This is a genomic window from Westiellopsis prolifica IICB1, assembly GCF_004323185.1.
GTDB lineage: Bacteria > Cyanobacteriota > Cyanobacteriia > Cyanobacteriales > Nostocaceae > Pelatocladus > Pelatocladus prolificus_A.
On record NZ_NAPS01000003.1, the window covers coordinates 300,188 to 325,017 of the forward strand.

Below are 24,830 nucleotides of genomic sequence, written 5' to 3' on the forward strand. Positions count from 1 at the left end.
CCTGTATGTCAATTGTTGGTCTTCAAATACTACTGCTATTGCATCTGGTGTTTTTTCTACCTGTGCTTCTAATAACTCATGAATACACTTTTGAGTATATTCAGTCTGAGTCTGGTTCCACTCCACAAGCAACTGATGTCGCTCAATTTCCGTTAACAGCGACAATTCACAAAGACGCTGCTGTGGATTATTTACCATACCCTCTAGTAAAGTCTGCAAATGTCCCAGCATCCGAGTGAGAGTATCAATGTTAAAGCGATCGCCATCATCGGAAGTAATCTTGAGCAAGAATTCTTCACCAGGAATCACAGTCAGGGTAATCGGATAGTTAGTCTTTTCAAACCCATGAAAATCCTTGATCTGCAAATCTATATCGCTCTGTTGCAAGGAAGCATCTATGGGATAATTCTCAAAAACCACAATACTCTCAAACAAGGATAGACTTTTGGGAACTTCACTCCATCCTTGGATTTTTACTAATGGACAATACTCGTATTGGCGTACCTCTACTAGCTGATCTTTAATTTTTTCTAGCCAAGGCAAAATAAATTCTTCAGGTGATACTTTTACTCTAATCGGCAATGTGTTGATTAACAGCCCTACCATCGACTCGATTTTAGCTAAAGTTGCAGAACGACCAGAAGTTACAGTCCCAAAAACTACATCTTTCTGGCCACTATAGCGGCTTAATAGCAAAGCCCAAGCACCCTGTACCAGAGTATTGAGTGTTAATTGGTGTTGCATTGCGAACTGTCGCAGTGCTGCTGTTGTGACTACAGAAAGCTTTACTTGTTGCTCATGATAGCTATCGGTTTGAGTCAGTACTTTTCTAGTTAGTTTATTTACTGATATCTGTGTTGGAGTAGTAAAGCCTCTAAGCGTCTCTCGCCAGAAAGCCTCAGCTTCAGATAGGCTTTGTTGCTGTAGCCAGACAATATAACCTCGATATGGGCGAATAGGTTCTAAGCATATATCCTGATTATTGCTAAAAGCTTTGTAACAATCAATTACTTCCTTAAAAACTAAGGCAGTAGACCAGCCATCTAACAACAGATGATGATTACTCCAGGTAAAGTTATAGGAGTTTTCCGAAAGTTGAATCAGTGTTAGACGCATCAATGGTGGGTGCGTCAATTTAAAGCCAGCAGAGCGATCGCTTTCCCAAAAAAGTTCTAATTTTTGTTGTTGTTCTTCTAAGGATAAATGTTGCCAGTTATACTCTTGCCACGGTAGAGATACCTGTCGATGAACAATTTGTACCGGTTCTTTTAAGCCTTCCCAAATAAAGCAGGTTCGTAGAATTGCATGTCGTTCTACAATATGTTGCCATGCCCGACGGAATGCTGTAGTGTTGAGTTTTCCTTCGAGAGTCCAGCTTAGTTGTTCAAAATAAACACTAGATTTGGTGTCTGCAAGACTATGGAAGAGAATACCCTGCTGCATAGGTGAGAGGGGATAAAAGTCTTCAATGTTTTTGTTTTTCACACCCATGTTACATATCTCCCATAGCTGCTGTAATAGCATCGAGATCGGTTTGATCCCATTGACTTTGCTTAAACTCAGCGAAATCGGAAGGGGTAAAACTACCTGTATCCTGAGACTGACAATGAGCAATAAGCGATCGCAGTGCTTTAATAAAGTTTTGAGCAAGTACTTCAATCGTGGTTTGTCGATGGACTTTATTGCTGTAAGACCAGTTTACTTTCAGATTTCCCTGATAAATACCACTATTAATTTCCAGTAAGTAAGTTCTTTTACTTCTCAAACTGCGAGTAGAACCACTGGTTCCCTGCACTAAGTTGAACAAAGATGATTCTGGTAAAAGTTGATCGAATTGTCCCAAATAATTAAAAATTACTTCAGCCTTTGACAAAGAAAATTGCTCGCTTATTCTTTGATCCCGATTTAGATAGCGCAGTAATCCATAGCCTACACCTCGATTCGGAATTGCTCGTAGCTGCTCTTTAATCGACTTTAGAGCTGTTCCTTGATCTCTGGTATTTGCAAGATTTAGATGTACAGGAAATATAGTTGTGAACCAACCCACAGTCCTTGATAAATCCACATCATCGAAGATTTCTTCTCGTCCATGTCCTTCTAAATCAATGATAAGAGAACTTTCCCCCGTCCATTGGTTAAATGTTTGTATAAGTGCTGTTAATAATACATCATTAATTTGTGTTCGGTAAGCTGCTGGTACTTGTTGCAATAAAGTTTGAGTTTCTTCGACAGACAGCGATACCGATACAACAGAACTAGTTTCTTCTAAATTATGTTCACCAGGAAAATCTCTTGGTATAGGCGAAACCAATTGATGTTGTGTTGTCAGCCAAAAGTCTAGCTCTGAAAGTAGTGTTGAAGATTGTGCATATTTTTGTAGACAGCTAGACCATTGTTTATAAGATGTTGTTTTGGGTGGCAAGTTTATAGCTTTACCTTGACTAATTTGCTGATAAGCTGTTTGAAAATCTTCAATTAAAATTCGCCAAGAAACACCATCAACAACTAAATGGTGAATAATCCAAAGCAAGCGGTTAGGTTGATTTTCACCCAAATTGAACAGCGCAACCCAAAATAACGGCCCTTGTGAGAGATTTAAGCTAGCTTGTAGTTTATCAGCCGCTGCTTCTATTGCTTGTGCTTGTTTATCTTTTGGTAATGCTGAAAAATCGAAGCGTGTCAATGGTATGAGATCATTAGGACCAGTGATTAGTGCTTGAGTACTAGATTCCTCCTGGATAAATTGTAAACGTAGAACATCATGATGTTTTTGTAGGGATTCTAGGATTTTCTCTAACAGTTCTGGGTCAAGATTCTGCTTACTTTCTAACAACACTGATTGATTCCAGTGGTGTGGTTCTGGTTGGTTTTGTTCAAAAAACCAATGCTGAATAGGGGTTAATTCTAACAAACCAGTTACTATCATCTGCTCGGCTGAGATTTTTTTGGTTGTTCCAGCAACAACCGCTAGTTGAGCAATTGTTTGATATTGAAACAATTGTTTAGTAGTCAGATTTAACCCAACTTGGTTAGCTTTAAATATTACTTGCAAGCTCAGGATAGAATCTCCGCCTAACGTAAAAAAGTTATCATTTATACCTATTTTTTCTAAACCTAATACCTCTGTCCAGATAGCAGATAACTGTTTTTCAACATTTGTTCTTGGTTCAACAAAGGTTTCTTTGAGTTCTAAATGTACTGTATCAGGTGCTTTTAATGCCTTGCGATCAACCTTACCATTCGGTGTGAGTGGTAATGAATCTAATATTACAAAAGCTACTGGAATCATGTAGCTTGGTAACTTTGATTCTAGAAAATCACGTAGTTCAGGAATTATAAGTGTTTGTGCTTTTTGCGGAACTATATAGGCGACTAAACGTTTAGAATCTGCTGAATCTTCACGTACTACAGCTACAGTTTCTCGGACTGCTGAGTGTTGATTGATAACTGCTTCAATTTCTCCGAGTTCAATACGGAAACCTCGTAGCTTGATTTGGTTATCAATCCGACCAATGTACTCTATTTCTCCATTTGGTAGATAGCGGGCTAAATCTCCTGTTTTGTACAACCGTTCCCCTGTCTGATTTGTGTAGGGATTGGGAATAAATTTATCCGCAGTCAGTTCTGCTTTATTTAAATAACCCCTAGCTAATCCAATTCCACCAATGTGCAATTCACCCACTACACCTGTTGGTACTGGTTGTAAATATTGGTCTAGAATGTATAACTGAGTATTAGCAATTGGTCTACCAATAGGTATAGAACCCGAATCATGCTTTCCAATTGGTACTTGATAAACACAACAGCCTACTACTGTTTCTGTTGGACCGTATTCGTTGACTAATATCGTATCTGGAGCTATATCTTGCCAGAAGGTAATACTTTCAGCTAATAAATTTTCTCCACCAATAATAAACGCTCTAGTTTTATTTGCGATCTCTTCTTGGGATAACTGTTGCTTCAGCAAATCTAAATGAGCGGGGGTGATTTTCACTAAACTTAAATTAGAGCTTTTCTTTAAAGCTTGAGAAAGGGTTTCAATACCTTGTTCTTCTGATAGTAATTCTACTGTGCGACCAACTAATAAAGGAGAAAAAAGACTAGTGATTGTTAAATCAAAACCTAAAGGAGAGTGAACTAAAGTTCCGACTCCTTGTTCTACTGCATATCTTTGGGTACACCAACTTAGGTAGTTAACTAATCCTTGATGAGGAATTAACGTTCCTTTGGGTTTACCAGTGGAACCAGAGGTGTAAATAACGTAGGCTAAATTTAAGGTAGTTGTCGTAGTAATTAAATTCTCATTTTTTTGTTGATTGATAATTTCCCAATCACTATCTATACAAATAACTTGAATTTGATTTGTAGAAAAATCTGTCATTAAATGCTGTTGCGTCACCAGCACAGACATTTGAGAGTCATTTAGTATAAAGCTTCTTCTTGCTAAGGGGTAGTTAGGCTCAATCGGTACATAAGCACCACCTGCTTTGAGAATGCCTAATAGTCCAATGACCATATCGAGCTTACGCTCTAGACAAATCCCGACCAATACTTCTGGTTTGACTCCCAGCTGTTGCAAATAATGTGCTAGTTGATTTGCTCTGGCGTTGAGTTCACAATATGTCAATTTTTGGTCTTCAAATACTACTGCAACTGCATCTGGTGTTTTGTCTACCTGGGCTTCAAATAACTCATGAATGCACTTATCTTGAGGATAGTCTGTTTTGGTATTATTCCACTCAACTAATAACTGTCGTAATTCAGATGATGTAAGTAATTGTAAGTCTGAGATGCGCTGTTGAGAATTCCTAACTATGCTTTCTAGTAAAGTCTGAAAATGTCCCAGCATCCGGGTAATAGTATCTGCATTAAATAAATCCGTGTTGTACTCGCAAGTAGCAATTAATCCTTGCTCGGAGTCCTCCATAAACAAGGTCAAATCAAACTTAGATGTGCCGTTGTACACTTCCTCATAACTAACCGATATATCCGCTAGATTGAGATTGGGTTTTGGCACATTTTGCAGAACAAACATCACCTGAAAGAGTGGGTTGTAGCTCAAGTCTCTGTTTGGCTGTAGTTCTTCTACTAACTTTTCAAAAGGTAAGTCTTGATGAACATAAGCTTCTAAAGCAGTTGACTTCACCCGCGCTAACAACTCCTGAAAACTCAGGTCGTTAGAAAGGTTTGTACGCAAAACTAAAACATTGACAAAAAATCCTATTAATGATTCAATTTCTGCTCTGTTACGATTGGCAATTGGTGAACCAACTAAAATATCAGTCTGACCTGTGTAGCGATACAGCAAGATTTTGAAAGCTGTAAGCAAGGTCATAAATAGAGTTACTCCCTGGTGACGGCTCAATTTCTTGAGTTCTTTTGTCAAGTTTGGCGAAAGAACTGATTTCGCTTGAGCGCCTTTGAAGGTTTGAACTGCTGATCGCGGACGATCAGTTGGTAAATTCAGTACAGGAAGTTCACCACTCAACTTTTGCTTCCAATAAATCAATAATGCTTGAATGCGATCGCTCTCACAATTCAGCCATTGTTGTTGCCAATTGACAAAATCTCTATACTGGATAGGTAATTCCGCAAGTGGTGAAAGTTCACCACCGGAAAATGCTTTATAAAGCGCAGTTAGTTCTTTGATGAAAACACCGATAGACCAGCCATCTGCAATTATATGATGAAAACTCACAATTAAATGATAATTTTTATCATTTAATTGTAAAATTTTAGCACGTAGAAGTGATTGAGCAGATAAATCAAAGGGCTGCTGTGCTAATTCCCTAGCCAAACGTTGTGCTGTGCTATTGCGTTCATTTTCTGATAGTGATCGTAAGTCTTGAACTGCCAAGGTTAAGGGTACAGCTTGATTGGTGACTTGGACAGGTTGTCCATCTACCACTGTAAAGCTTGTACGTAATACTTCGTGTCGTCTAATAATTTCGTTCAGACTATCTTCTAAGACAGCTAGGTTAACGCAACCTGTGAACTGAATAACTATAGGAATATTATATGTAGGAGCATCGGGATTTAGCTGGTTGATAAACCATAATCCCTGCTGGTCAAAAGATAGAGGATAAATAGATGTATATGTATTTTGTTGTTGAGTATGTTGAGTCAGAGATAGTGACGGTAGTCCATCTGTCGTCATTTGAGCAAGGATTTTAGTGACGAGCGATCGCGTACTCATCCCTGCAAAAAAGTCTGCTACCGATACTTCTACTTCAAATTCAACTTCAATCCGATTTTTCAACTCAAATACTTTTAAAGAGTCAAGTCCGAGAGTGCTTAATGGTTCTTGAGGATTAATATCATCTGCTGTAATTGCCAGTACTCCTGCTAAGAGTTCAATGAGATATGATTCTAAAAGTGGTTGACATTCTCTGGGGGAAAGCGCCAAAAGTTCCGAACGCTGTAATTGACTTTCTTTTCTGGCAATATTACTAATTTTGAGAATGTTACTTGCAACTACATTGAGTTCACCTTTCTCAAACTGAGTCCGAGTAGCACGTCTTTGAATCTTACCACTGGAAGTTTTGGGAATACTACCTGGTTTAATCAAGACTACAGCATAAACTTGTATCTCATGCTCTTCAGTAACTGCTTGGCGAATAGCAGAGATTACTTCTTCTAAATTTGGCTTGGCGCGAAACTCTAATTCTTGTACGACTACTAGCCGTTCTTCATGATTAACTTCGATTGTAAATGCTGCACCAGCACCAGAACGCAATGATGGATGACTGCGTTCTGCGGTCGATTCTATATCCTGCGGATAAAGATTTCGACCACGAGTAATAATTAAATCTTTGGCTCTTCCTGTAATGAAAAGCTCGCCATTGTGCAAAAATCCTAAATCTCCCGTCCGCAAGAATGGCCCGTTACCTGTGTCTGATAGATAAGCGTGGAAGGTTTCTTTTGTCTGTTGAGGACGATTCCAATAACCTTGACCAACACTCGGCCCAGATACCCAGATTTCTCCGATTTCATCTACTTTACAACTACTGAGTGTTTCTGAATTGGCAATGACTACCTCTTGTTCTGGTATAACTCGACCACAACTGACAAAATGATAAGCATCTTCATCTTGAGCAGATGATTCTACCACGCGATGGGATTCTAATGCAGATTTTGCAACTGTTTTGATAGTTGGTACTGTCAGCTTCTCCACGCCAGAAACCATTAGAGTTGTTTCAGCCATTCCGTAACAAGGGTAGAAGGCTTGTTTACGAAAACCACACTCAGCAAAAGCTTCTGCAAACCGTTCTAAAGTATCATACCGAATCGGTTCAGCACCGTTAAATGCCACACTCCAACTACTCAAGTCAAGAGTTTGTTTTTGTTCAGGAGTAATTTTTTGAGTACATAATTCATAGGCAAAATTAGGGGCGCCACTCGTTGTACCTTTATATTGGGAAATAGCTTGCAACCAACGATAAGGACGTTGAAGAAAAGAAGCTGGAGGCATTAAGATACAAGGGAAACCTCCATACAAAGGTTGCAATATTCCACCAATCAGACCCATATCATGGTAAGTTGGCAACCATGAGACAAACTTACTCTCGGTTGAATGCTCCATGAATTGGTAAGTCGTAGCAGCATTATGTATTAAATTTCCATGACTTATCATTACACCCTTGGGTGTGCCTGTAGAACCAGAGGTATATTGCAGAAAAGCTAGAGTGTTTTGATCAATAGAAGGTTCTTGCCAAGTGTCTTCTATTCCTAGAGCAAGATTATCAGTAGTTAACCATTGCAAAGATTCTACATCAGTCTTTTGTGTCATTAAAGACTGCACTGTAGATATAATTTCTGTTGTTGTCAGAGCGATCGCTGCTTGTGCATCTGTGGAAATTGCTTTGATTCTTGGTATATTGCGCTCATTTCGAGGCGGATATGCTGTTACAGCTACGACTCCCGCGTATAAGCAACCAAAAAAAGCGACTAAAAAATCTAGCCCTGGGGGATAAAGTAGTAAAGCTCGTTCCCCAGTCAAACCCAATGCTTGTAACTGAGCAGCTACTCGACGCGATCGCCTATCTAGTTCTTGATAGGTTAATGTTGCTTTTTCTATTTCCCCATCTAATAAAAAGGTAAAAGCATCTGTATATGGCTGCGTAGAGCTTCTGAGACGCAGTAATTCGACGACTGTAGAAAAATCATCCAAATGATCAGAGGAGCTATGAGAAAATTTACTCATTTTCATTCCAACTCAACACCATATATAAATTATTTTCTCATCAGAGTATCAATGAAACATTGTTTTCAAAAATCCCATCAATTCCTTGATTTTTCCCGAAGAAATTGCATAAGAGAGATAAGGAGGCACAATATTCAAAAAATTCCAATGGTTAGCAACATCTTCAATCACAAAAGGCTGATGTTGTTTCCAAATCTCTAAAAATTGCTTGGTGCTAGGTTTTTTAATTCTTAAAATAGATGCACTCATTTGAAGTTCGATTGTCATAAAAACTCCAACATTCTCATTTACTTTTACTGGAAGTTTTATGCTATTTTCTAGCCATTGCTATTTATTACTTTTATAAATAATTTATTGGGTGTACGTCCTGCTTTTGATTCAGAGCAAATATTCCGGACGTGTCTAAGTAAGTCGGCGGGAATAAACGTAATTATGTTATGGAAAGTAAACAAGCCTAAAATTCTTACTAAGAACATAATAAGGTTTTATTTTTAGTCAAACCCAATCTTTATAATTGAGCAACTATTTAACGCGATCGCTTATCTAAATTCTTGAGCGGAATTCAGAAGTCAGGAGTAAGCAAGAATTTTTATCGGGGTTGTAGACCAAAATACTGAACCTCACTAACTTGCAATCCACTGTAACTAGTTCAGCCAACCACTTAGATTGTCTAAACGTTGATATACGGTGATTTACTTGGATAAATATTTAGGTTAATGCAAGTAATTTTTATTTATCTTTGATTACACTAACGATAATTAATTGCTTTAGCAAGAGACTATATATAGACATTAATTATCATGTTTTTTTTGATCATCAGCTTTACTTATTAATATAAAATGATTGACATTTTTTAGCACAAGACAGTTCTGGCTTTTGATGCTATTTGGAAGCGCCTACACAGATCGATTATAGGTTTAATACGAGGAGCAGTCTGTTTCATTGTGGTGAGATCCCCGACTTAAAGGATACAGCTGGCGAATCAGGGGTGACACCCCTCACCGACGATTTTTCGTCATTCCACCAGATGTAGAGACGCGCCATGGCGCGTCTCTACAACCAATTTGTGGGCGAACGAGGGGTTTGACCCCCTATTCGCCAGCTGCATCCTTTAAGAAGTCGGGGATCTTGTCAATCCCTAATCTCTCTTTACCAAGCAAGTATCTGGCTTAGGAGTAATTATTATTTATGATTTATACCTAAATAAAAAATATTATTAATTGTCTTGTGTGTTGTGTCGCTCTGTAATATGATTCAATTAACTTAAACTAAATGACAATTATTTGCAAATTTTGTCATGATGTTTTCAGGTACAGGCAAGTAGTGTGATTGAGTGAAAGCGGATAAATGAAGTTAGATAGATTTTTTCAAAGCCTGCTGCTAACAGGTGTGGTTGTTGTTTTTATAAGCACTCCTGTTAAAGGTCAGGAAGCAACGGAGGATATTCAAGGTGAATCTTCTATCCAGACGTCAGGGAAATCTACACTGGTTAAAAAGATTGCATCCACAGAAAAATCTTCGATATTAGCGTCTAATACCAGAAAAAACCGACTCCAAAAATCTCAGATTGCAAGTTCACAGCAAAGAGCAAAATCGGATAAAACAACTAAAAATATTCCTCAACTTAGAGAAATCCAACTTCCCGCTACTAACGCCCAAAGGTTAGTACAGTCACCAACACCAACTAACCCTGCTAACCCACAACAAAAAGATGGAGAGCAAGTTGTACCAATCACGGGGGTTAAGGCGAATTCCACACAGACAGGTGTGGAGGTAATTTTAGAAACACCCCTTGGGGAACAACTGCAAGTTACGAATCGCAGTACAGGTAATAGTTTCATTGCAGATGTATCCGGTGGACAATTGCGTTTACCTTCGGGTGAAGCATTTGTATTTCGTTCCGAAAAACCGCTTACGGGAATTACTGAAATTACAGTTACAAATATTGATGCCAATACCGTGCGAATCACGGTAGTAGGTGAAAACGCTTTACCAAATGTTGAATTATTTGATGATAGTGTAGGGTTGGTTTTTGGTATAAATTCGGCTACAACAGCAACGCAGCCACCACAGCAACCTGAAACACCACAAGCCCAAGAACCACAAAATCAGACACCAGAAGAAGAACCAGCAGCACAACAGGATGAGCCGATAGAATTAGTAGTGACGGGAGAGCAAGATGAATATAGCGTAACGAATACTACCACTGGAACAAAAACTGATACACCTTTGCGTGATATTCCCCAATCAATTCAGGTGGTTCCACAACAAGTGTTGCGTGATCAGCAAGTTACCCGCCTAGAAGATGCACTTAGAAATGTTACTGGTGTTAATCAGTCTTTTAACTTTGGTCCACTTAACTTTTTTACAATTCGTGGATTTGATGCAGCAGCGACGAATCTTCTCAGGGATGGGCTAGTTGATCCTCTAGCTGGAGAAGTGACTGAACTCTCCGGTGTTGAACAAGTTGAAGTTCTCAAAGGGCCTGCATCAGTGTTATTTGGTTTGGGTAATCCTGGAGGAGTCATCAATATAGTATCTAAACGTCCATTAAGCGATCGCTTTGAATCCATTGATGCAACGGTTGGCAGTTATAGTTACTATCGAGGTGCAATTGATTTATCGGGACCATTAAATGACTCGAAGACAGTCTTGTATCGTTTCAATACAGCCTACAGAAATTCAGGTAGTTTTATGGATTTCTATAATGGTGAAAACTTTAATATATCGCCTGTAGTCAGTGTAGCTATTGGCGATAAAACTAACCTAACTTTAGAGGGAGAATACATTACTACAAGAGATTCTTACGCATCTGGTGTACCTGTTGTGGGGAGTGTACGATCCAATCCCAATGGTGAAGTATCCCGTCATCGCAACTTTGGTGAACCTTCTGATGAATTTGAACAAATAATTACAAGAGCTGGATACAAACTAGAACACAAATTTAGCGAGAATTGGTCGTTAAGCAATGCTTTTCGATTCAGCTATCGTGATTACAGCGACCAACTGACGATTCCCTCAACCTTGGATGCAGATAATCGAACTTTTAATCGTAGATACCGAGAATTCGATCTGGAAAATGAGAATTATGCTTTGACAACAAATTTAATTGGTAAATTCTCCACAGGTTCGATTCAGCATCAGCTTTTATTTGGAATTGATTTGAATCGTTTTGAAAACTTCACACCAAGATACATCGAACGCCAAGGAGCATCAATTGATATCTTTGATCCTATATATGGTCAAGCGCCGGGTGATGAGATTACTTTTGAAAGTAGCGATCGCTATACTACAAACTCCTTAGGAATTTATCTGCAAGACCAAATTGCATTGACGGACGGTTTGAAGGTGTTGGTAGGTGGGCGGTTTGATACTTTCGACCAGAAATATGAAGATTTGCTCAATGATACAGAAAGTAGTGGATCAGATAGTGCATTCAGTCCCCGCTTCGGGATTGTCTATCAACCCATCCCCGCTATTTCGCTATATGCAAGTTATACACGTTCGTTTACTCCACCAAATGGTACATTCTTTTCTGGTGACTCTTCCTTCGAGCCAGAAGAAGGTACTCAGTACGAAGTTGGAGTAAAGGCTGATTTGAATAATCGCCTTTCAGCAACACTAGCATTCTTTGATTTGAACCGTACTAATGTTTCAACAGAAGACCCCAATAATCCGGGTTTTTCCATCCAAGTAGGTGAGCAGAATAGCCGAGGTATTGAACTGAATCTTGCAGGCGAAATTTTGCCGGGATGGAATATTTATGCAGGCTATGCTTATACCGATGCACGGATCACTGAAGATAATACCTATGATGTTGGCAACCGATTACCAAATACCGCGGAGCATTCTGCCAATTTATGGACAACCTATCAAATTCAAGCAGGAAATTTACAAGGTTTAGGGTTTGGTTTAGGTTTGTTTTTTGTAAGCGATCGCGCTGGAGATTTGGAAAATAGTTACGATGTACCTAGTTATGTTCGGACTGATGCAAGTATTTTCTATAACCGAGATAGATTTAGAGTTGCACTCAACTTCAAAAATCTATTTGATGTAGATTATTTTGAAAGTGCGATTAATTCTAATCGTGTTTACTACGGACAGCCATTTACAGTACAAGGAACTGTTTCTTGGCAGTTTTAAAGGTCGATTGAAATAATTTCAATGGGGCAAATTATTCAAAGTTTGCCCTTATTGCTAAAAGGAGATTAAAATATTTTTATAAAGAACAACTATCTCAAATTATTTATATTAGGAAAAGCTATTTTCATTTTGCTGGGCGCTTGTTATGATTGCTTATCTCATATTATTTTAAATAAATATAATCAGACTTTATCTATTTCCCAGTCACCTATTACCACAAGAATTTTTAAACACTCTTTAGGCAGAACTGTTATTCCAACTAAACCGCAGCGAATTATTGCGCTAGATGATTCAGTAATTCTAGATCCATTATGACTAAACACATCCGATTTCTGTGATGAAAAAAGTAAGTCGTATAATAATCATATTTATTCTTGCTAGTCTAACAACTTTTCTGTTTTCTGCTTGTAGTCAAAAGTTAACAGAGTATCGAAGTCATTTAGGTGACTTATCTCATCAGACTGACTGTCGAATAATTGAGCATTTATTAGGAAAAACTTGTGTTCCTCAAAATCCTCAGCGTATTATTAGCTTGCATTTAGCTACTTTGGGAAACCTATTGAGTCTTGGGGTTAAACCAATAGGAAGTGCAACTGAATTTGACAAAACTGAATTTCCTAAATATCTTGAAAGTAAGATCGATGGAATCGAATGGGTTGGAAGTACCAATCAAGCTAATCTAGAAAAAATATTAAAACTCAAACCGGATTTAATTATCAATTTGAGTGATGATCAAAGTATTTATCCTCTACTCTCAAAAATAGCTCCAACTGTACAAACTGGTTGGGAAGGTCCCAATGAATGGAAGGAACATTTTAGTTTTGTTGCTAAAGTCTTAGGAAGAGAAGATACTTATCAACAGGCGTGGGATCATTATAATCAGCGAATTAAAGAACTTAAAGCGGCTTTAGGTGATCGCTATCAAAATAAAAAATTTTCTTATGTCTATCTTGAAAATAGTAGTAACCCTATATTTATTAGTGAACTCAAAAATGTATTTGCTGGCTCAATACTAAATGATGCTGGTTTGCAACGTACAGAAGTACAAAATACTATTAGTTCAAATGGCTATCTTTTTATTCCTGAAGAAGAATTATCGAAGATAGATGGTGATGTTGTATTTATAGGAATTGATGAGGACAGTGATATGAAATCATTTAACAAAATCAAACAAAAGCCACTATGGAAGACACTTAAAGCTGTTCAAAGAAATAATGTATATGTTGTTAACAAATCAAATTGGAGAGAGTCAAACTTAATTGCAGCTGATACAGTAATTGATGATTTATTCAAATACCTCGTCAATACTCCTTAACTCTATGTCAAAACATACCCTATTCGTCTGCAAATCCTGTCACCGTTCATCCAGAAGACGACCCAAAAATCCACCTTTTGATGGCGATCTTTTAATTGATCAACTAAATAATTTATGTGCTGAAAAATTTTCTTCTGATGAAATTGAAATTCAGCCTGTTGAGTGTTTATGGGCTTGCAAGCAAGGCTGCGTTGTAGCTGTATCGAGCCATGATAAGTCCACCTATCTATTTGTCAATCTTTCTCCAGAAAAAAGTACAGCAGCATTAATGGAATTTATGCAAATGTATATCAAAAGTTGTCAAGGAGCTTTTACTTGGGAACAGCTTCCTAAACTTTTAAAGTCTGCTATTTTTACGCAAATTCCACCGATGAAATCATAGTATAAATCTAAATGGAGACGTGATATATCGCGTCTCTACAAGGGTTAAATTTTATTTCACCCCTGATTGTACCCGCCATAAATTACTATAAATTCCATTCTTCTCCAACAATTTATCATGAGTTCCCGACTCAACCAATTTTCCATATTCCATTACATAAATGCAATCAGCATTGCGGATAGTAGAAAGACGATGAGCGATCGCGATCGTTGTTCGATTCACAGTAATCCGCTCTAGAGAACGTTGAATAGCAGCTTCTGTTTCATTATCCACTGCTGATGTGGCTTCATCTAAAACTAATATAGGCGGATTTTTTACAACCGCTCTGGCGATCGCAATTCTTTGGCGTTGTCCACCAGATAATTTTTGTCCGCGTTCACCAACTATTGTTTCATAACCTTGAGGTAGCTGCATAATAAAATCATGAGCTTCGGCAATTTTTGCAGCTGCAATTATTTGTTCATCACTAGCATCAAAAGTTCCATAGGCGATGTTTTCAGCAACAGTACCATGAAATAAGAATACATCCTGACTGACTAAGCCGACACTACGACGCAAATCACCTAAATTTGATTCTTGGATATCAATACCATCAATAATAATTCTTCCTGAAGATATATCATAAAATCGCAATAATAATTTCACTAAAGTACTTTTACCTGAACCTGTAGAACCAACAATTGCCGTAGTTTTACCTGCGGGTATATGTAAGGACAAATTTTTAATTATTGGCTCTCTATCGTGATAAGCAAAAGTGACTTGCTGAAACTCAATTTCTCCCCGTACCTGCTCAATAGGTAAGTATTTTTTTCCTGGAATAATATTAATGGGAGCATCTAATAAATCCATGATGCGATTGGTAGAAGCCATTGATCTTTGATATTTATCAAATATTTCTCCTAATGTTACTAATGGCCACAGTAATCTCTGTACTAAAACGAGTAAAACACTGAAACTACCAATAGATAATTCACCAGCATAGGTCGCCATACCTCCCCAAAATAGTAAGGCTGTAAAGCCTACTAAAATTAACATTCTGATTAAAGGATTAAATGCGGCAGAAAGTCTAATAGCTTTAGTGTTACTTTTTCTGTATGCTTCGCTTTCTGCTGCAAATCTAGCACTTTCATAAGCTTCAGCAGTGAAACTTTTAATTGTATTAATTCCACTGAGGTTATTAGCTAATCTTGAATTCAGAAAACCTACCCTTTCTCGGACTTCTGCGTAACGGTCTTCCAACAGCTTTTGATAAGTAAAAGAACCCCAAAGAATAAACGGCATCGGTAATAATGTTGCCAAGGTAATCGCAGGAGGTAAAATCCAAAAAGCACCACAAGTTAAAATAATCACTGAGGTAGTAATTTGGATAATTTCATTAGCAACAAAATTTAAGAAATCTTCCAATCGGTTGATATCATCATTTAAAATCGACATCAAACCGCCAGTACTACTTTCTTCAAAGTAAGCTGAATCTAATTCTTGTACATGATTATAGGCGTTCAAGCGTAAATCATGCTGTATATTTTGGGCTAAATTACGCCAAAGAGTACTGTATGCGTACTCCGAAGCAGATTCTAGTATCCAAATAATTATAGTGACAACTGAAAGCAAGAAAAATTGCCAAAATATATCTTTTACACTCAACTTTGCAATTACAGAATCTTGCTGTTTGACTAAAATATCTACCGCCACACCAATTAACCAAGGTGGTGCTAAATCCAAAATTGTATTAATGATAGAAAATAATGTGGCTTGCCAAATTTGCTGGCGATATTGGCTTCCATAGTTTAGTAAGCGTTGTAAAGGATAGGCTGAATTCTTACGCTTATTAGATACTCTGGGAGTTTTTTTTGATGTTATTGCCACGACTGTTTATTGTTTATAGTTACGTGATTGATACGCTACTTAAAATGAACGCCTCAATAATGAACCAAATAAAAAATCTTAAAAATATTAACAGGGGTTACGTAAGTAGATCGCTACTGGAAAAAAGTTTATTGAGTATCATCTATACCTCTGAATTTATAAATTAATATTTTATAGAGTAGCAGCTTCTGTTGACAAATGATAGCAATTCTCAAAAATTAGAAAATAAAGGATAACAAATTAGAACTCACACAAAAAAAATCAAACAGATTATGATACATTAAAAGTAACTCCCAGTCAATGCAGCGATTAGTTGGTCTAACCTATGAGCAACTAGAACAACTAATGAATCAGGTGATCGCCTGTTGAAAAGCAGTTATATAAAGGCATTGGTATTTTTCACCAAATGTCTAATCATTTGTGAAAGACAAAATCCCCCGCTTCTATTGAGAAGTCGGGGGTCTGGACTTTAGGATTTTCACAAATATAAGCATGGATTTTGATTGAAGACTATGTCATTAATTGTTTATACTTATAAATAATTAATGGCATTTTTTTAAAAGTTGATTGTTATGAATTGTAAACACAAGAGTGAATAAAAATGTAATCCCTTCTACACTGCTCAATCCTTATACTTCGATGCCTTGCTCTAAATATAATACATGGGTTCAGTTTGGTTTTGCTTTTCTCGTTGTTCACAAAGATCTTGAAGTGTATATTTATTCAAGACATCATTGACCCCTTGATAAGCTTCCAGGTAAAAAGTTTGAATGACTTTCCTGTCTTTAGATGTTGCAACTGGAACATCAACAAATTTATTAATTCCATAACCTCCTTCGATACAATTAAATGCATCTAAAAGTGTAATTTTTGTAGGTTCTCGCGCTAGTATATAGCCACCTTTAGAACCACGCGTGCTTTTAATTAAACCTCCATTCCTCAATGTTGCTAAAATTTGCTCTAAATAACGGCTAGGTATATTTTGAACTGCTGCTATGTGGCGAATATGCAAATATTCACCACTAGGATAAGCTTGTGTCAGTTCTAAGAGAGCTAAAAGTGTGTATTCATATTTGCTGGAGAATTGCACAGGTATTAATGCTCTTGTTTATTACAAAGAAAGGCACTTATGCTGAAGGCAGAAGGCAGAAGGAAAGAAGTATTAATAAAAAATGCGCGTTGTGGGTCTAAAGCCCACTAGTATAAAAAGATTTGTGTCGAGATGCACAAGCCAAAGACACAAGGCGTCCTTGCTTCAATCCCACGTTTTTAAACGTGGGTTCCTTCTGCCTTCTGCCTTCTGAATTATGAATGTTAAGTAATGGAACTGATTTAGTTTCGTTCAAACCAAGCCTCATTTGGCTTTGGAAGTGAGCGATCGCTAATTGATTTTACTCTAAACACTGTTTACCATAAAAGCAATTATTTTTATTTTTTATTTTCATAAATTAAAGTGATTATACCTGTTTTTCTCTTTGCGATCGCTCCAACCAGGTACTCAGCATTTGGTTTGGATATTAGAAATTTATAAACACTCAAAGTTCGAGCGTGCTACCTCTTGTTAAATAAGATATAACGTGAAAGCACAGGAAATACAAGTTATCCAACTATCCCATGCAGCAGTCAACTCAAGGAAACCACCGGGATTTTATTAGACAAACTGTAACATTAGCTACAATTATCAGTGCTTTTGTTGTCAATGTCGCATCGAACTTTTTTCCGTTGAATGGACTCAGCATAGGGGAAATATCCAACACTTTGTTCAAAAATGTCCTAATTATCCCTGCTAACTATGCATTTGCTATTTGGGGACTAATTTACCTTGGGTTATTTGCTTTTGGAGTCTACCAATTTCTGCCAAACCAGAAACATGATTTAGATTTACGCAAGAGTGGATATCTGTTGGTGATTGCCTTAGTATCTCAAAGTATCTGGGTATACTTCTTCCTATCTAGGCTTTTTGTACTTTCTGTAGTAGCCATGCTCTTGATTTTGTTACCTCTGATTGGTGTTTATTTGCAGTTAGGGATTGGTAACAAGAGCGTACCTCGGACTAAAAAGTGGTGTTTACATGCTCCGATCAGCATTTATCTTAGTTGGATTAGTGTAGCAACCATTGTAAATGTTGCATGTGCTTTATATTTTCAGAATTGGAATGGTTGGGGCATTTCTGCTCAACTATGGGCTGTCATCATGTTATTGGTAGCAACTGCAATTACTGTAGTCATTGTCGTTAAATGCCAAGATATCGCTTATGTAGGAGTAACTCTATGGGCAATCTTTGCGATCGCACTTAAGCAATGGAATAATCCGATGCTTAGAAATGTGGCATTAGTTTTGGCAATTGCTCTTGTCGTGATCACCATAATTAAGACTTCACGTAAGTAAGTCGGCGGGAATAAATCTAACCATGTTACGCAATGTAAACAAGCCTAAAATTCTTACTACTGGAGTTTAGTGGGTACTGAACTACAAGTTCATGACCCACTAAACTCCAGTTATGTAGAGACGCGAAATCAGAATATGGTGGTGGTGCGCCCCATAAACACAGGTTTGAACGCAAACGGACAAGAATATCTGCTTTGATGTTGGCTGTTTTCAAAACGAAAGGGGCGCACCCGTACTCACTATCCCAAACAGAAATTGGTCTAGTAGGTTTCTACTTAACCGTGTCATCTACATTGGGATTATCTGCCAGACGACCGTCTTCCATATAGACGATACGATCAGCAATGTCAAGAATACGGTTATCATGAGTCACCAATAAAATGGTACAACCCTGTTGCTTGGCAAGCTGCTGCATCATCTCCACAACATCCCTCCCTGATTTTTTGTCAAGAGCAGCAGTTGGTTCATCTGCTAGGACAATTTTGGGATGGCTCACTAAGGCACGAGCAATTGCCACTCGCTGCTTTTGTCCCCCAGAAAGACCATCTGCGTAATAGTCAACGCGATGTTCTAAGCCAACTGCTTTGAGAATATCAGTTGACATCTTATCTATGTCCTGATTCAAGAGATCATCATGCAGTTCTAAGGACATTCGCACATTTTGTTTCGCCGTCAGGAAGCTCAAAAGATTATGTGCTTGGAAAATGTAACCGATTCGCTGTCGCACTTGTATCATTTGCTGCTGACTCGCACCACACATTTCTTGCCCCAAAATTTTTAGGCTACCTTCCTGTACCGAACGTAACCCTCCCATTAACGATAACAAAGTAGTTTTACCAGAGCCAGAAGGTCCGGTCATGATGACAATATCTCCAGCATAAATGTCGAGATTGATATCGAACAAAGCCTGTTTACGAAGTTCTCCTTGACCAAAGTAGTGGTTAAGGTGACGAACTGAAATAACAGGTTCAGTTGTTGTTTGCTGAGTCTGATCAGAAGCAGAGGTGATTGTTTGCATACTAGAACAAATTGAACGCTAATATTGGTTATCGATTCAAATTAAACCTCGTCCACTTTGAAAGCTGGAGTTTTATATAAGGGCTTATAATTTGCTTGTAGCCTGAGTTATATGCTTTACCCTAATTACAAAAAAACTACGGTTCTCAACGTAGACGTAGTTTATTTATACAAAATTTAATTAGACGAGTCATGTGATCACTTACTTTATCAAGATCTTTATTTATATTGAACGTTTGATATTATTATACCCTACTATAGTAACCAATTCAAGGTCTATAAGACATATCTTTTACCTGCATCAATCACAAGTTTCACGCCTAATAGTTCTAATGATTGGATTGCACAAACTTTTTGAGACAGATAAATGCTCCCAAAAATAGTTTTTTATTTATATCTTTTGTTCGATATAATTTGAGCCATAGTTTATAATTGAGTTATCTCATGACTGTGCTTTTGGTTTCCTTGTTTGCATGTGCTTTGATTGACAGCCTTAACCCCACATTCCGCAGGTGCGATCGCAAAATGCTGTATTTTTAAAGCATGAGTATTTCAGCATCACAAATCAAAGTACAAGATATAGATCACTTAGGCATAGTGGCAGAGATTATTGATGAAATAGGGTTGGTTGATTTCCAGTTCATATCAACTCCTACTTGTAGACAGTTATTGTTCAATTAGATTTTCTTGCGTTGTATATTTGTGGAATGGATTTGGCTGACATCGGTATAACCCCGTTCTTAAGGTAGTATAGTAACAATTTAATACAGAGATTCAGCGCTCACATACAAAAAACATTTCGAACAGTGGGTAGAGCGAAAAGTTTTCCAAAACTCTTAAGTGCTGATTCATCCGTTAATTATGCAATGCCGATTTTTCAACTCGTTTTTCCAAATATGCGGTTAACATCTTTCCAAGTAAAGAAACTTGCTCAGTGAAAGAAATTGATTTATCTCCCAATAAGTGATTCAGGATGATACCCGAGAGTAAGTTATCGCTAAACTGTATAAGATCTGGGTCTAAAACACCAAATAATTCAGAATAAGCCTGCCGATATCGTTCATTAGCTCGTTTAATTGCAGGGTTATTGTGAACCGCTTCAACGCCATGATGCCGACAAAAATCCAGAAAGATAAAAGTTTCTTTGATAATGCTATCCGTATTTTCGTCGAGAAACCTGGCTAAAGCTTCCACGCGCTCTTGTTGTGTTTGTGCCCCATCTATTTTAGTCATAGCTGTCCGGACAGTGTGTTGACTTACCTCTTCTACTAGCTGCTCGAACAAAGCTTCTTTTGTAGGAAAGTAGTGATATAGTGTTCCAGTAGAAACCCCTATTCCTTGAGCAATCTCGCGCATAGTGATGAAGGCATAGCCCTTTTCAGCAAATAGGTGGAAACATTTGCCAAGCAGTTCTTTACGGTACTGGTCATGGTTAACAATTTTAGGCATAGATTGACTTTTGCAATTTTTTATATATCGAACAATTAATATAAAATAGCATAATTTTCTAAATTGAAGCGGTTGTGTTGCAAAAATAAGTAGTCAGACAAAAATATTTACACTCATTGCGAGCGAAGCGTAGACGCGGAGCGGCTTCAAAGCAGAGTAGCAATCCCAGCCCTTGCGATTGCTTCATTCCGCTTTTCTCCGTTCGCAATGACATTATGTAATTAATTCTGTCTGCAATACCTTCGCCAAAATAAAGAGGGCTTTCCGTAGTAGAGTTATTGTTTACCACAACTACAACTCAACACTGACAGAAAGCCCATGCCAGATATATTAGCACTATTAGAATGCTTGCAGCGACATACGACAAGAACAACTCTAAGGCGTTGGAGTACGATCGTATACGCAATTTTAGGGATGAGTGGAAGAATTACAATGCTGGGTATATAACGTGGAACTTCTACGTATTCAAAAGCAAATTTTAGATTTGCTCAAAAAAATAAATAAGTTTTTACCATTGACTTATTTGGTTTTAGATGGTCATTTTGGCAACAATAGTGCTGTGGTGATGGCTCGGAGATTGGGTTTACAGCTAATTTGTAAAATACGTTGTGATTCAGCTTTGTACGTCCCTTATCAAAATCCTGACCCAAATGGTAAGAGTCGTCGTAAGTATGGAGATAGAATAAATTACTTAGATATACCAGAAAATTACCTGAAGAAAACAGAGACGATTGATAACATTCAGACAAAATTTTATCAGGTTCAGCTTCTGCATAAAGAATTTTCTCAACCCTTAAATGTTGTAATTATTGTGCGGACAAATCTTGTAACTTCTAATCGAAGCCATGCTGTGCTATTTTCAACAGATTTGAATTTAAGTTATGACAAGATTGTCGATTATTACAGCTTGAGATTTCACTCTCGTGTTTAATTTTCGTGACGCGAAACAATTTTGGGGACTAGAAGATTTTATGAATATTAGCAAAAATGCCGTGACAAATGCTGCTAATCTTGCTTTTTTTATGGTTAATGTTTCCCATATCTTGCTTTCCCACTTTCGCCAATTTAACCCCGATTTTAGCATTACAGACCTCAAGGCACTATTCCGGGGTTATCGGTATGTTGAGCAAACAATAAAATTACTTCCCCAAAAACCAGACCCTATTTTACTCGCGAATATTTTCCACACAGTTACCAATTTAGGGCGTATTCACCCTACCACTACTTGTTCTATTGGGTCATAAATTTGGCGAAGGTCTTGATATGAAGAAATATAAATTAGCTGTAGGGTGCGTTGCGCTGCGCGACAACGCACCTTAAATTCTTGACCGTGCGTTAGCCTACGGCATAACGCACCCTACATTTAAATTTCTTAACATAGCTGTAAATATTAGCACCAACTTACTTATAGGACTCATATTTGATTTCTGAAAAAAACTCAGTACACTTTTATTCCCTGTTCCCTGTTCCCTGTTCCCTGTCTCTACGAGTAGTTCAGGAATCAAATCGGATTCCTATAGAAGAAATGTTTCGAGATTTCAAAAAAGGTGGCTATAACTTAGAGGATACTAATGTCTCTGGCGAGCGGTTAATTACTCTAATTTTATTGATGGCTATCGCTTATACTTCCGCCACAATTCATGGACAGCAAATTAAACACAAAGGTGTACAAAAGTACGTTGGTCGTCTTAAAGAAGCTGGTCGTATTGAAAGGCGTCATAGCAGCTTTTATATTGGATTATATGGTGAAACTTGGGTTAATTTTATGGAGCAATGTAAAGATTTAGTCACCAATTTAATGCTATTAAATCGCAATAAGCGCCCCTTTTACCAACGAGGTCTTAGGGCGATGGAACTTATTCTAGCTCCATCCTAGCTCTTTTGTCGCCCCGTCAGTAGGATTATATTATGCCAATGTTCCACTTAAACTAGAAAGTCTAAACGAAGAACTCATTACCGCTACTAGTAAAAGTGGTGAAAAATATTATACAAAAGTAGTTTCAAATAAATCTGGGGACGTTGCGTGTCCCCAGTTATCAAAAAAAAGAGGTGATGAAAATAACGAACAATGGTAACGGTGATCATATATGCCCGTTTAGTTGAGGTGTGACAGTTCTGGGTATGGAAAGTGGGCTAGAAAGAGAAGACTGTCCGCAAAGTACCCGTGATGATAGTTCCGTTTGTATCCTGATTGGCAGGATTGACTATTACTTGAACCAAAGGTGTAACTTGGATGTTGTTACTCACTGGAAAGTTGTAGAAAGCCTCAAAATTAGTTTGAGTCGTATTTCCAATCTCACTGGCAATAAAAGGCTGACCAGCAGCAATACCGGCCAAAGCGCCTCGGGTAAACAAATCTGGAAATGCTAATCCTGCCATCCAATAGTTGGGTTTGATGTCGTCAAATTCAGTGTCATTGTAACTACCATAGCCATAACGAGCAAACATGGCAAATTTAGGTGAAAAAGCTAACTCTAAATTTGCACCGAATACATCAAACTGATTATCAAATAACTTCCCACCACTATATTGAAGACGCAGAGCAAAAACTTTTGAGGGTGCATATTCCAGTTCAACCGTACCCTGATAGGTGTCACCAAATAAGCCTTGGTCGCCCCTACCAGTAGGATATAACAATCGAGCAAACGGCGCAGTACCTCTAATAGGTCCTTGATTACCTGGATTAGCTGCTTCTGCTGCTGCATACAAAGCTCGTACTGAAAATGCTCCCCCTCCTGGCTTCCAGTCAATTGCTGCACCTGCACTTGGACCATTAATAGGGAAGAGAATATAGTTGTTGACAAATGCCAAGGTACTAAAGTCTCGAAAGCTCAGGTAAGCGTAACTGTTCCGGTCAACATAATCGGTAGTACGAATATCAGGTCCGACAGAAACAGCTAAGTCTTGGAATGGCTTAAAAGTGTAGTACAATCTTGCCAATCCGAAAGTATTATCTCTCGGTGGTTTCACAGAATAGTCTAGAACACTGCCTAAGGTCGGTTCTAAATATCCTCCAGTGTTGTCATTACCATTGTCACTGCCAGTATCGATCCGAATTTTCAATTGGTCTGTGCCAAAGAAGCTTGTATTTAAGTCTATAGCAGCTCGATAAAGCACCGTAGGATTTGGGTCAGAACGAGCAATTTCTTGACCTGTGGAATTGATGATGCGTTCTCCATCAAATCCTCCTGCGTTCACTGCCATAATGATTTGACCAGTTAGTTTGGTGGTTGTGGAGAACTGATTTGCTTCTAATTCTGCGGTGTGAGCTTCTAAAGTATCTACACGACCCCGGAGTGTTGTTAGTTCTGCCACAAATTCCTCTTGCAAGCGCTTAACAACAGCTAAATCATCTGTGTTTACTAAGCCAGAAGTCGTCGTCTCAATCAGTTCGTTAATTCTCTCCAAACAAGCATTCAAACCTGCTGCAAACTCATACCTTGTCAAGGCTCGATTACCCTGGTAAACATTATCTGGATACCCTGCAATACAACCATATCGCTCAACCAACGATTGTAACGCTTGAAAAGCCCAGTCTGTAGGTTGCACATCTCTTAGTTGAGACACAGAAGTAACTTGTGCAATGTAGTTAGCTAGTTTGCTATTACTATGTTTATTTTCTTGCGCCTTTTGAACAAGAATAAAAGAAAACGGTGAAGTTTGACCACTATGAACAGCAGTTGTCGTCAGCTGAGAAAAAGAAGTCACCTGCTTATTATCAACAGCCGACAGAGGAGTCTGATTTTGAAGAATGTTAACTCGAACCGGCTGTAGAATTGGGGTAGCACTGAGTGAATTTGTTTGTAATGTCTTTACCGTGTTAGCTTTTACTATTGGAACAGCAGAACTAGCTGCAACAGAAATAACCTCATTAGTGATAACGTCTTCAGCGCTGATAATAGTATGTTCTGATGTTTCAGCTAAAGCAGGAACACTGAGGGTAACTAGACTGAGGATGCTTAAGCCGCTGATCAAATTTAAATCCATCTTCAAGGATTGCATCATGAGAGTTAATTCCGGAATAGCGCAAGTTATTGTCGTGTCTTGTAGAAAAGTACAAGATTTGA

The 24,830-nt window shown here is 38.0% G+C and carries 12 protein-coding genes and 3 pseudogenes; 6 read left to right on the top strand and 9 right to left on the bottom strand.

Going from position 1 to position 24,830, the window contains the following annotated elements; translation table 11 throughout:
• The 3 genes from B4U84_RS26635 to B4U84_RS31750 all read right to left on the bottom strand — a co-directional run.
• On the bottom strand, positions 1-1,491 hold a 1,491-nt coding region (locus B4U84_RS26635), incomplete at its 3' end, for a condensation domain-containing protein (protein WP_242677721.1).
• A 1-nt stretch (position 1,492) separates the two neighbouring features.
• Positions 1,493-8,203 (bottom strand): amino acid adenylation domain-containing protein, encoded by a 6,711-nt coding sequence (locus tag B4U84_RS26640; RefSeq protein WP_510650814.1) that lies wholly within the window; start codon positions 8,201-8,203, stop codon positions 1,493-1,495.
• 48 nt (positions 8,204-8,251) lie between these two features.
• Positions 8,252-8,470 (bottom strand): hypothetical protein, encoded by a 219-nt coding sequence (locus tag B4U84_RS31750; RefSeq protein WP_242677722.1) that lies wholly within the window; start codon positions 8,468-8,470, stop codon positions 8,252-8,254.
• A 1,080-nt stretch (positions 8,471-9,550) separates the two neighbouring features.
• Between B4U84_RS31750 and B4U84_RS26650 the strand changes: the two genes are divergently transcribed.
• The 3 genes from B4U84_RS26650 to B4U84_RS26665 all read left to right on the top strand — a co-directional run bounded on the left by B4U84_RS26650 (position 9,551) and on the right by B4U84_RS26665 (position 14,043).
• Positions 9,551-12,346, top strand: a complete 2,796-nt coding sequence (locus tag B4U84_RS26650) for a TonB-dependent receptor (RefSeq protein ID WP_131121191.1) — start codon at positions 9,551-9,553, stop codon at positions 12,344-12,346.
• Positions 12,347-12,683: 337 nt separating this feature from the next.
• Complete coding sequence (locus tag B4U84_RS26660; protein WP_131121192.1) at positions 12,684-13,661, top strand: ABC transporter substrate-binding protein; 978 nt, start codon at positions 12,684-12,686, stop codon at positions 13,659-13,661.
• Positions 13,662-13,665: 4 nt separating this feature from the next.
• Positions 13,666-14,043 (top strand): DUF1636 family protein, encoded by a 378-nt coding sequence (locus B4U84_RS26665; protein ID WP_131121193.1) that lies wholly within the window; start codon positions 13,666-13,668, stop codon positions 14,041-14,043.
• Positions 14,044-14,094: 51 nt separating this feature from the next.
• Here the strand turns inward: B4U84_RS26665 and B4U84_RS26670 are convergent, their stop codons facing one another.
• Complete coding sequence (locus tag B4U84_RS26670) at positions 14,095-15,909, bottom strand: ABC transporter ATP-binding protein (RefSeq protein WP_131121194.1); 1,815 nt, start codon at positions 15,907-15,909, stop codon at positions 14,095-14,097.
• A 649-nt stretch (positions 15,910-16,558) separates the two neighbouring features.
• The gene (locus B4U84_RS26675) at positions 16,559-16,999 is read right to left on the bottom strand and encodes an RrF2 family transcriptional regulator (RefSeq protein WP_131121195.1); all 441 of its coding nucleotides are present in this window, start codon (positions 16,997-16,999) and stop codon (positions 16,559-16,561) included.
• Between the two features lie 524 nt (positions 17,000-17,523).
• Here B4U84_RS26675 and B4U84_RS26680 point away from each other — a divergent pair.
• Entirely contained in the window at positions 17,524-18,297 is a 774-nt protein-coding gene (locus tag B4U84_RS26680; RefSeq protein WP_131121196.1) for a TspO-related membrane protein, read from the top strand.
• A gap of 130 nt (positions 18,298-18,427) precedes the next feature.
• Here the strand turns inward: B4U84_RS26680 and B4U84_RS32200 are convergent.
• The 3 genes and pseudogenes from B4U84_RS32200 to B4U84_RS26690 form a co-directional block, all read right to left on the bottom strand.
• Positions 18,428-18,565: pseudogene (locus B4U84_RS32200) on the bottom strand (NF041680 family putative transposase); the annotation flags it as partial.
• A 3-nt stretch (positions 18,566-18,568) separates the two neighbouring features.
• Positions 18,569-19,315, bottom strand: coding sequence for a DevA family ABC transporter ATP-binding protein (locus B4U84_RS26685; RefSeq protein ID WP_131121197.1), 747 nt, complete (start codon positions 19,313-19,315; stop codon positions 18,569-18,571).
• 854 nt (positions 19,316-20,169) lie between these two features.
• Positions 20,170-20,763 carry a TetR/AcrR family transcriptional regulator gene (locus tag B4U84_RS26690; protein WP_131121198.1) on the bottom strand — a complete coding sequence of 198 codons (594 nt, stop codon included), beginning with the start codon at positions 20,761-20,763 and terminating at the stop codon, positions 20,170-20,172.
• A 439-nt stretch (positions 20,764-21,202) separates the two neighbouring features.
• Here B4U84_RS26690 and B4U84_RS26695 point away from each other — a divergent pair.
• Both B4U84_RS26695 and B4U84_RS26700 read left to right on the top strand, forming a co-directional pair.
• A pseudogene (locus B4U84_RS26695) lies at positions 21,203-22,007 on the top strand (transposase); the annotation flags it as partial.
• A 230-nt stretch (positions 22,008-22,237) separates the two neighbouring features.
• A pseudogene (locus B4U84_RS26700) lies at positions 22,238-22,639 on the top strand (IS4 family transposase); the annotation flags it as partial.
• A gap of 257 nt (positions 22,640-22,896) precedes the next feature.
• Here the strand turns inward: B4U84_RS26700 and B4U84_RS26710 are convergent.
• Positions 22,897-24,768 carry an iron uptake porin gene (locus tag B4U84_RS26710; protein WP_242677723.1) on the bottom strand — a complete coding sequence of 624 codons (1,872 nt, stop codon included), beginning with the start codon at positions 24,766-24,768 and terminating at the stop codon, positions 22,897-22,899.
• Between the last annotated feature and the right edge of the window lie 62 nt (positions 24,769-24,830).

Coding starts and splice junctions, on each gene's coding strand:
- B4U84_RS31750 (WP_242677722.1), bottom strand. CDS start 8,470: ATGACAATCGAACTTCAAATGAGTGCATCTATTTTAAGAATTAAAAAA.
- B4U84_RS26660 (WP_131121192.1), top strand. CDS start 12,684: ATGAAAAAAGTAAGTCGTATAATAATCATATTTATTCTTGCTAGTCTA.
- B4U84_RS26680 (WP_131121196.1), top strand. CDS start 17,524: ATGCAGCAGTCAACTCAAGGAAACCACCGGGATTTTATTAGACAAACT.
- B4U84_RS26640 (WP_510650814.1), bottom strand. CDS start 8,203: ATGAGTAAATTTTCTCATAGCTCCTCTGATCATTTGGATGATTTTTCT.
- B4U84_RS26650 (WP_131121191.1), top strand. CDS start 9,551: ATGAAGTTAGATAGATTTTTTCAAAGCCTGCTGCTAACAGGTGTGGTT.
- B4U84_RS26690 (WP_131121198.1), bottom strand. CDS start 20,763: ATGCCTAAAATTGTTAACCATGACCAGTACCGTAAAGAACTGCTTGGC.
- B4U84_RS26710 (WP_242677723.1), bottom strand. CDS start 24,768: ATGATGCAATCCTTGAAGATGGATTTAAATTTGATCAGCGGCTTAAGC.
- B4U84_RS26665 (WP_131121193.1), top strand. CDS start 13,666: ATGTCAAAACATACCCTATTCGTCTGCAAATCCTGTCACCGTTCATCC.
- B4U84_RS26685 (WP_131121197.1), bottom strand. CDS start 19,315: ATGCAAACAATCACCTCTGCTTCTGATCAGACTCAGCAAACAACAACT.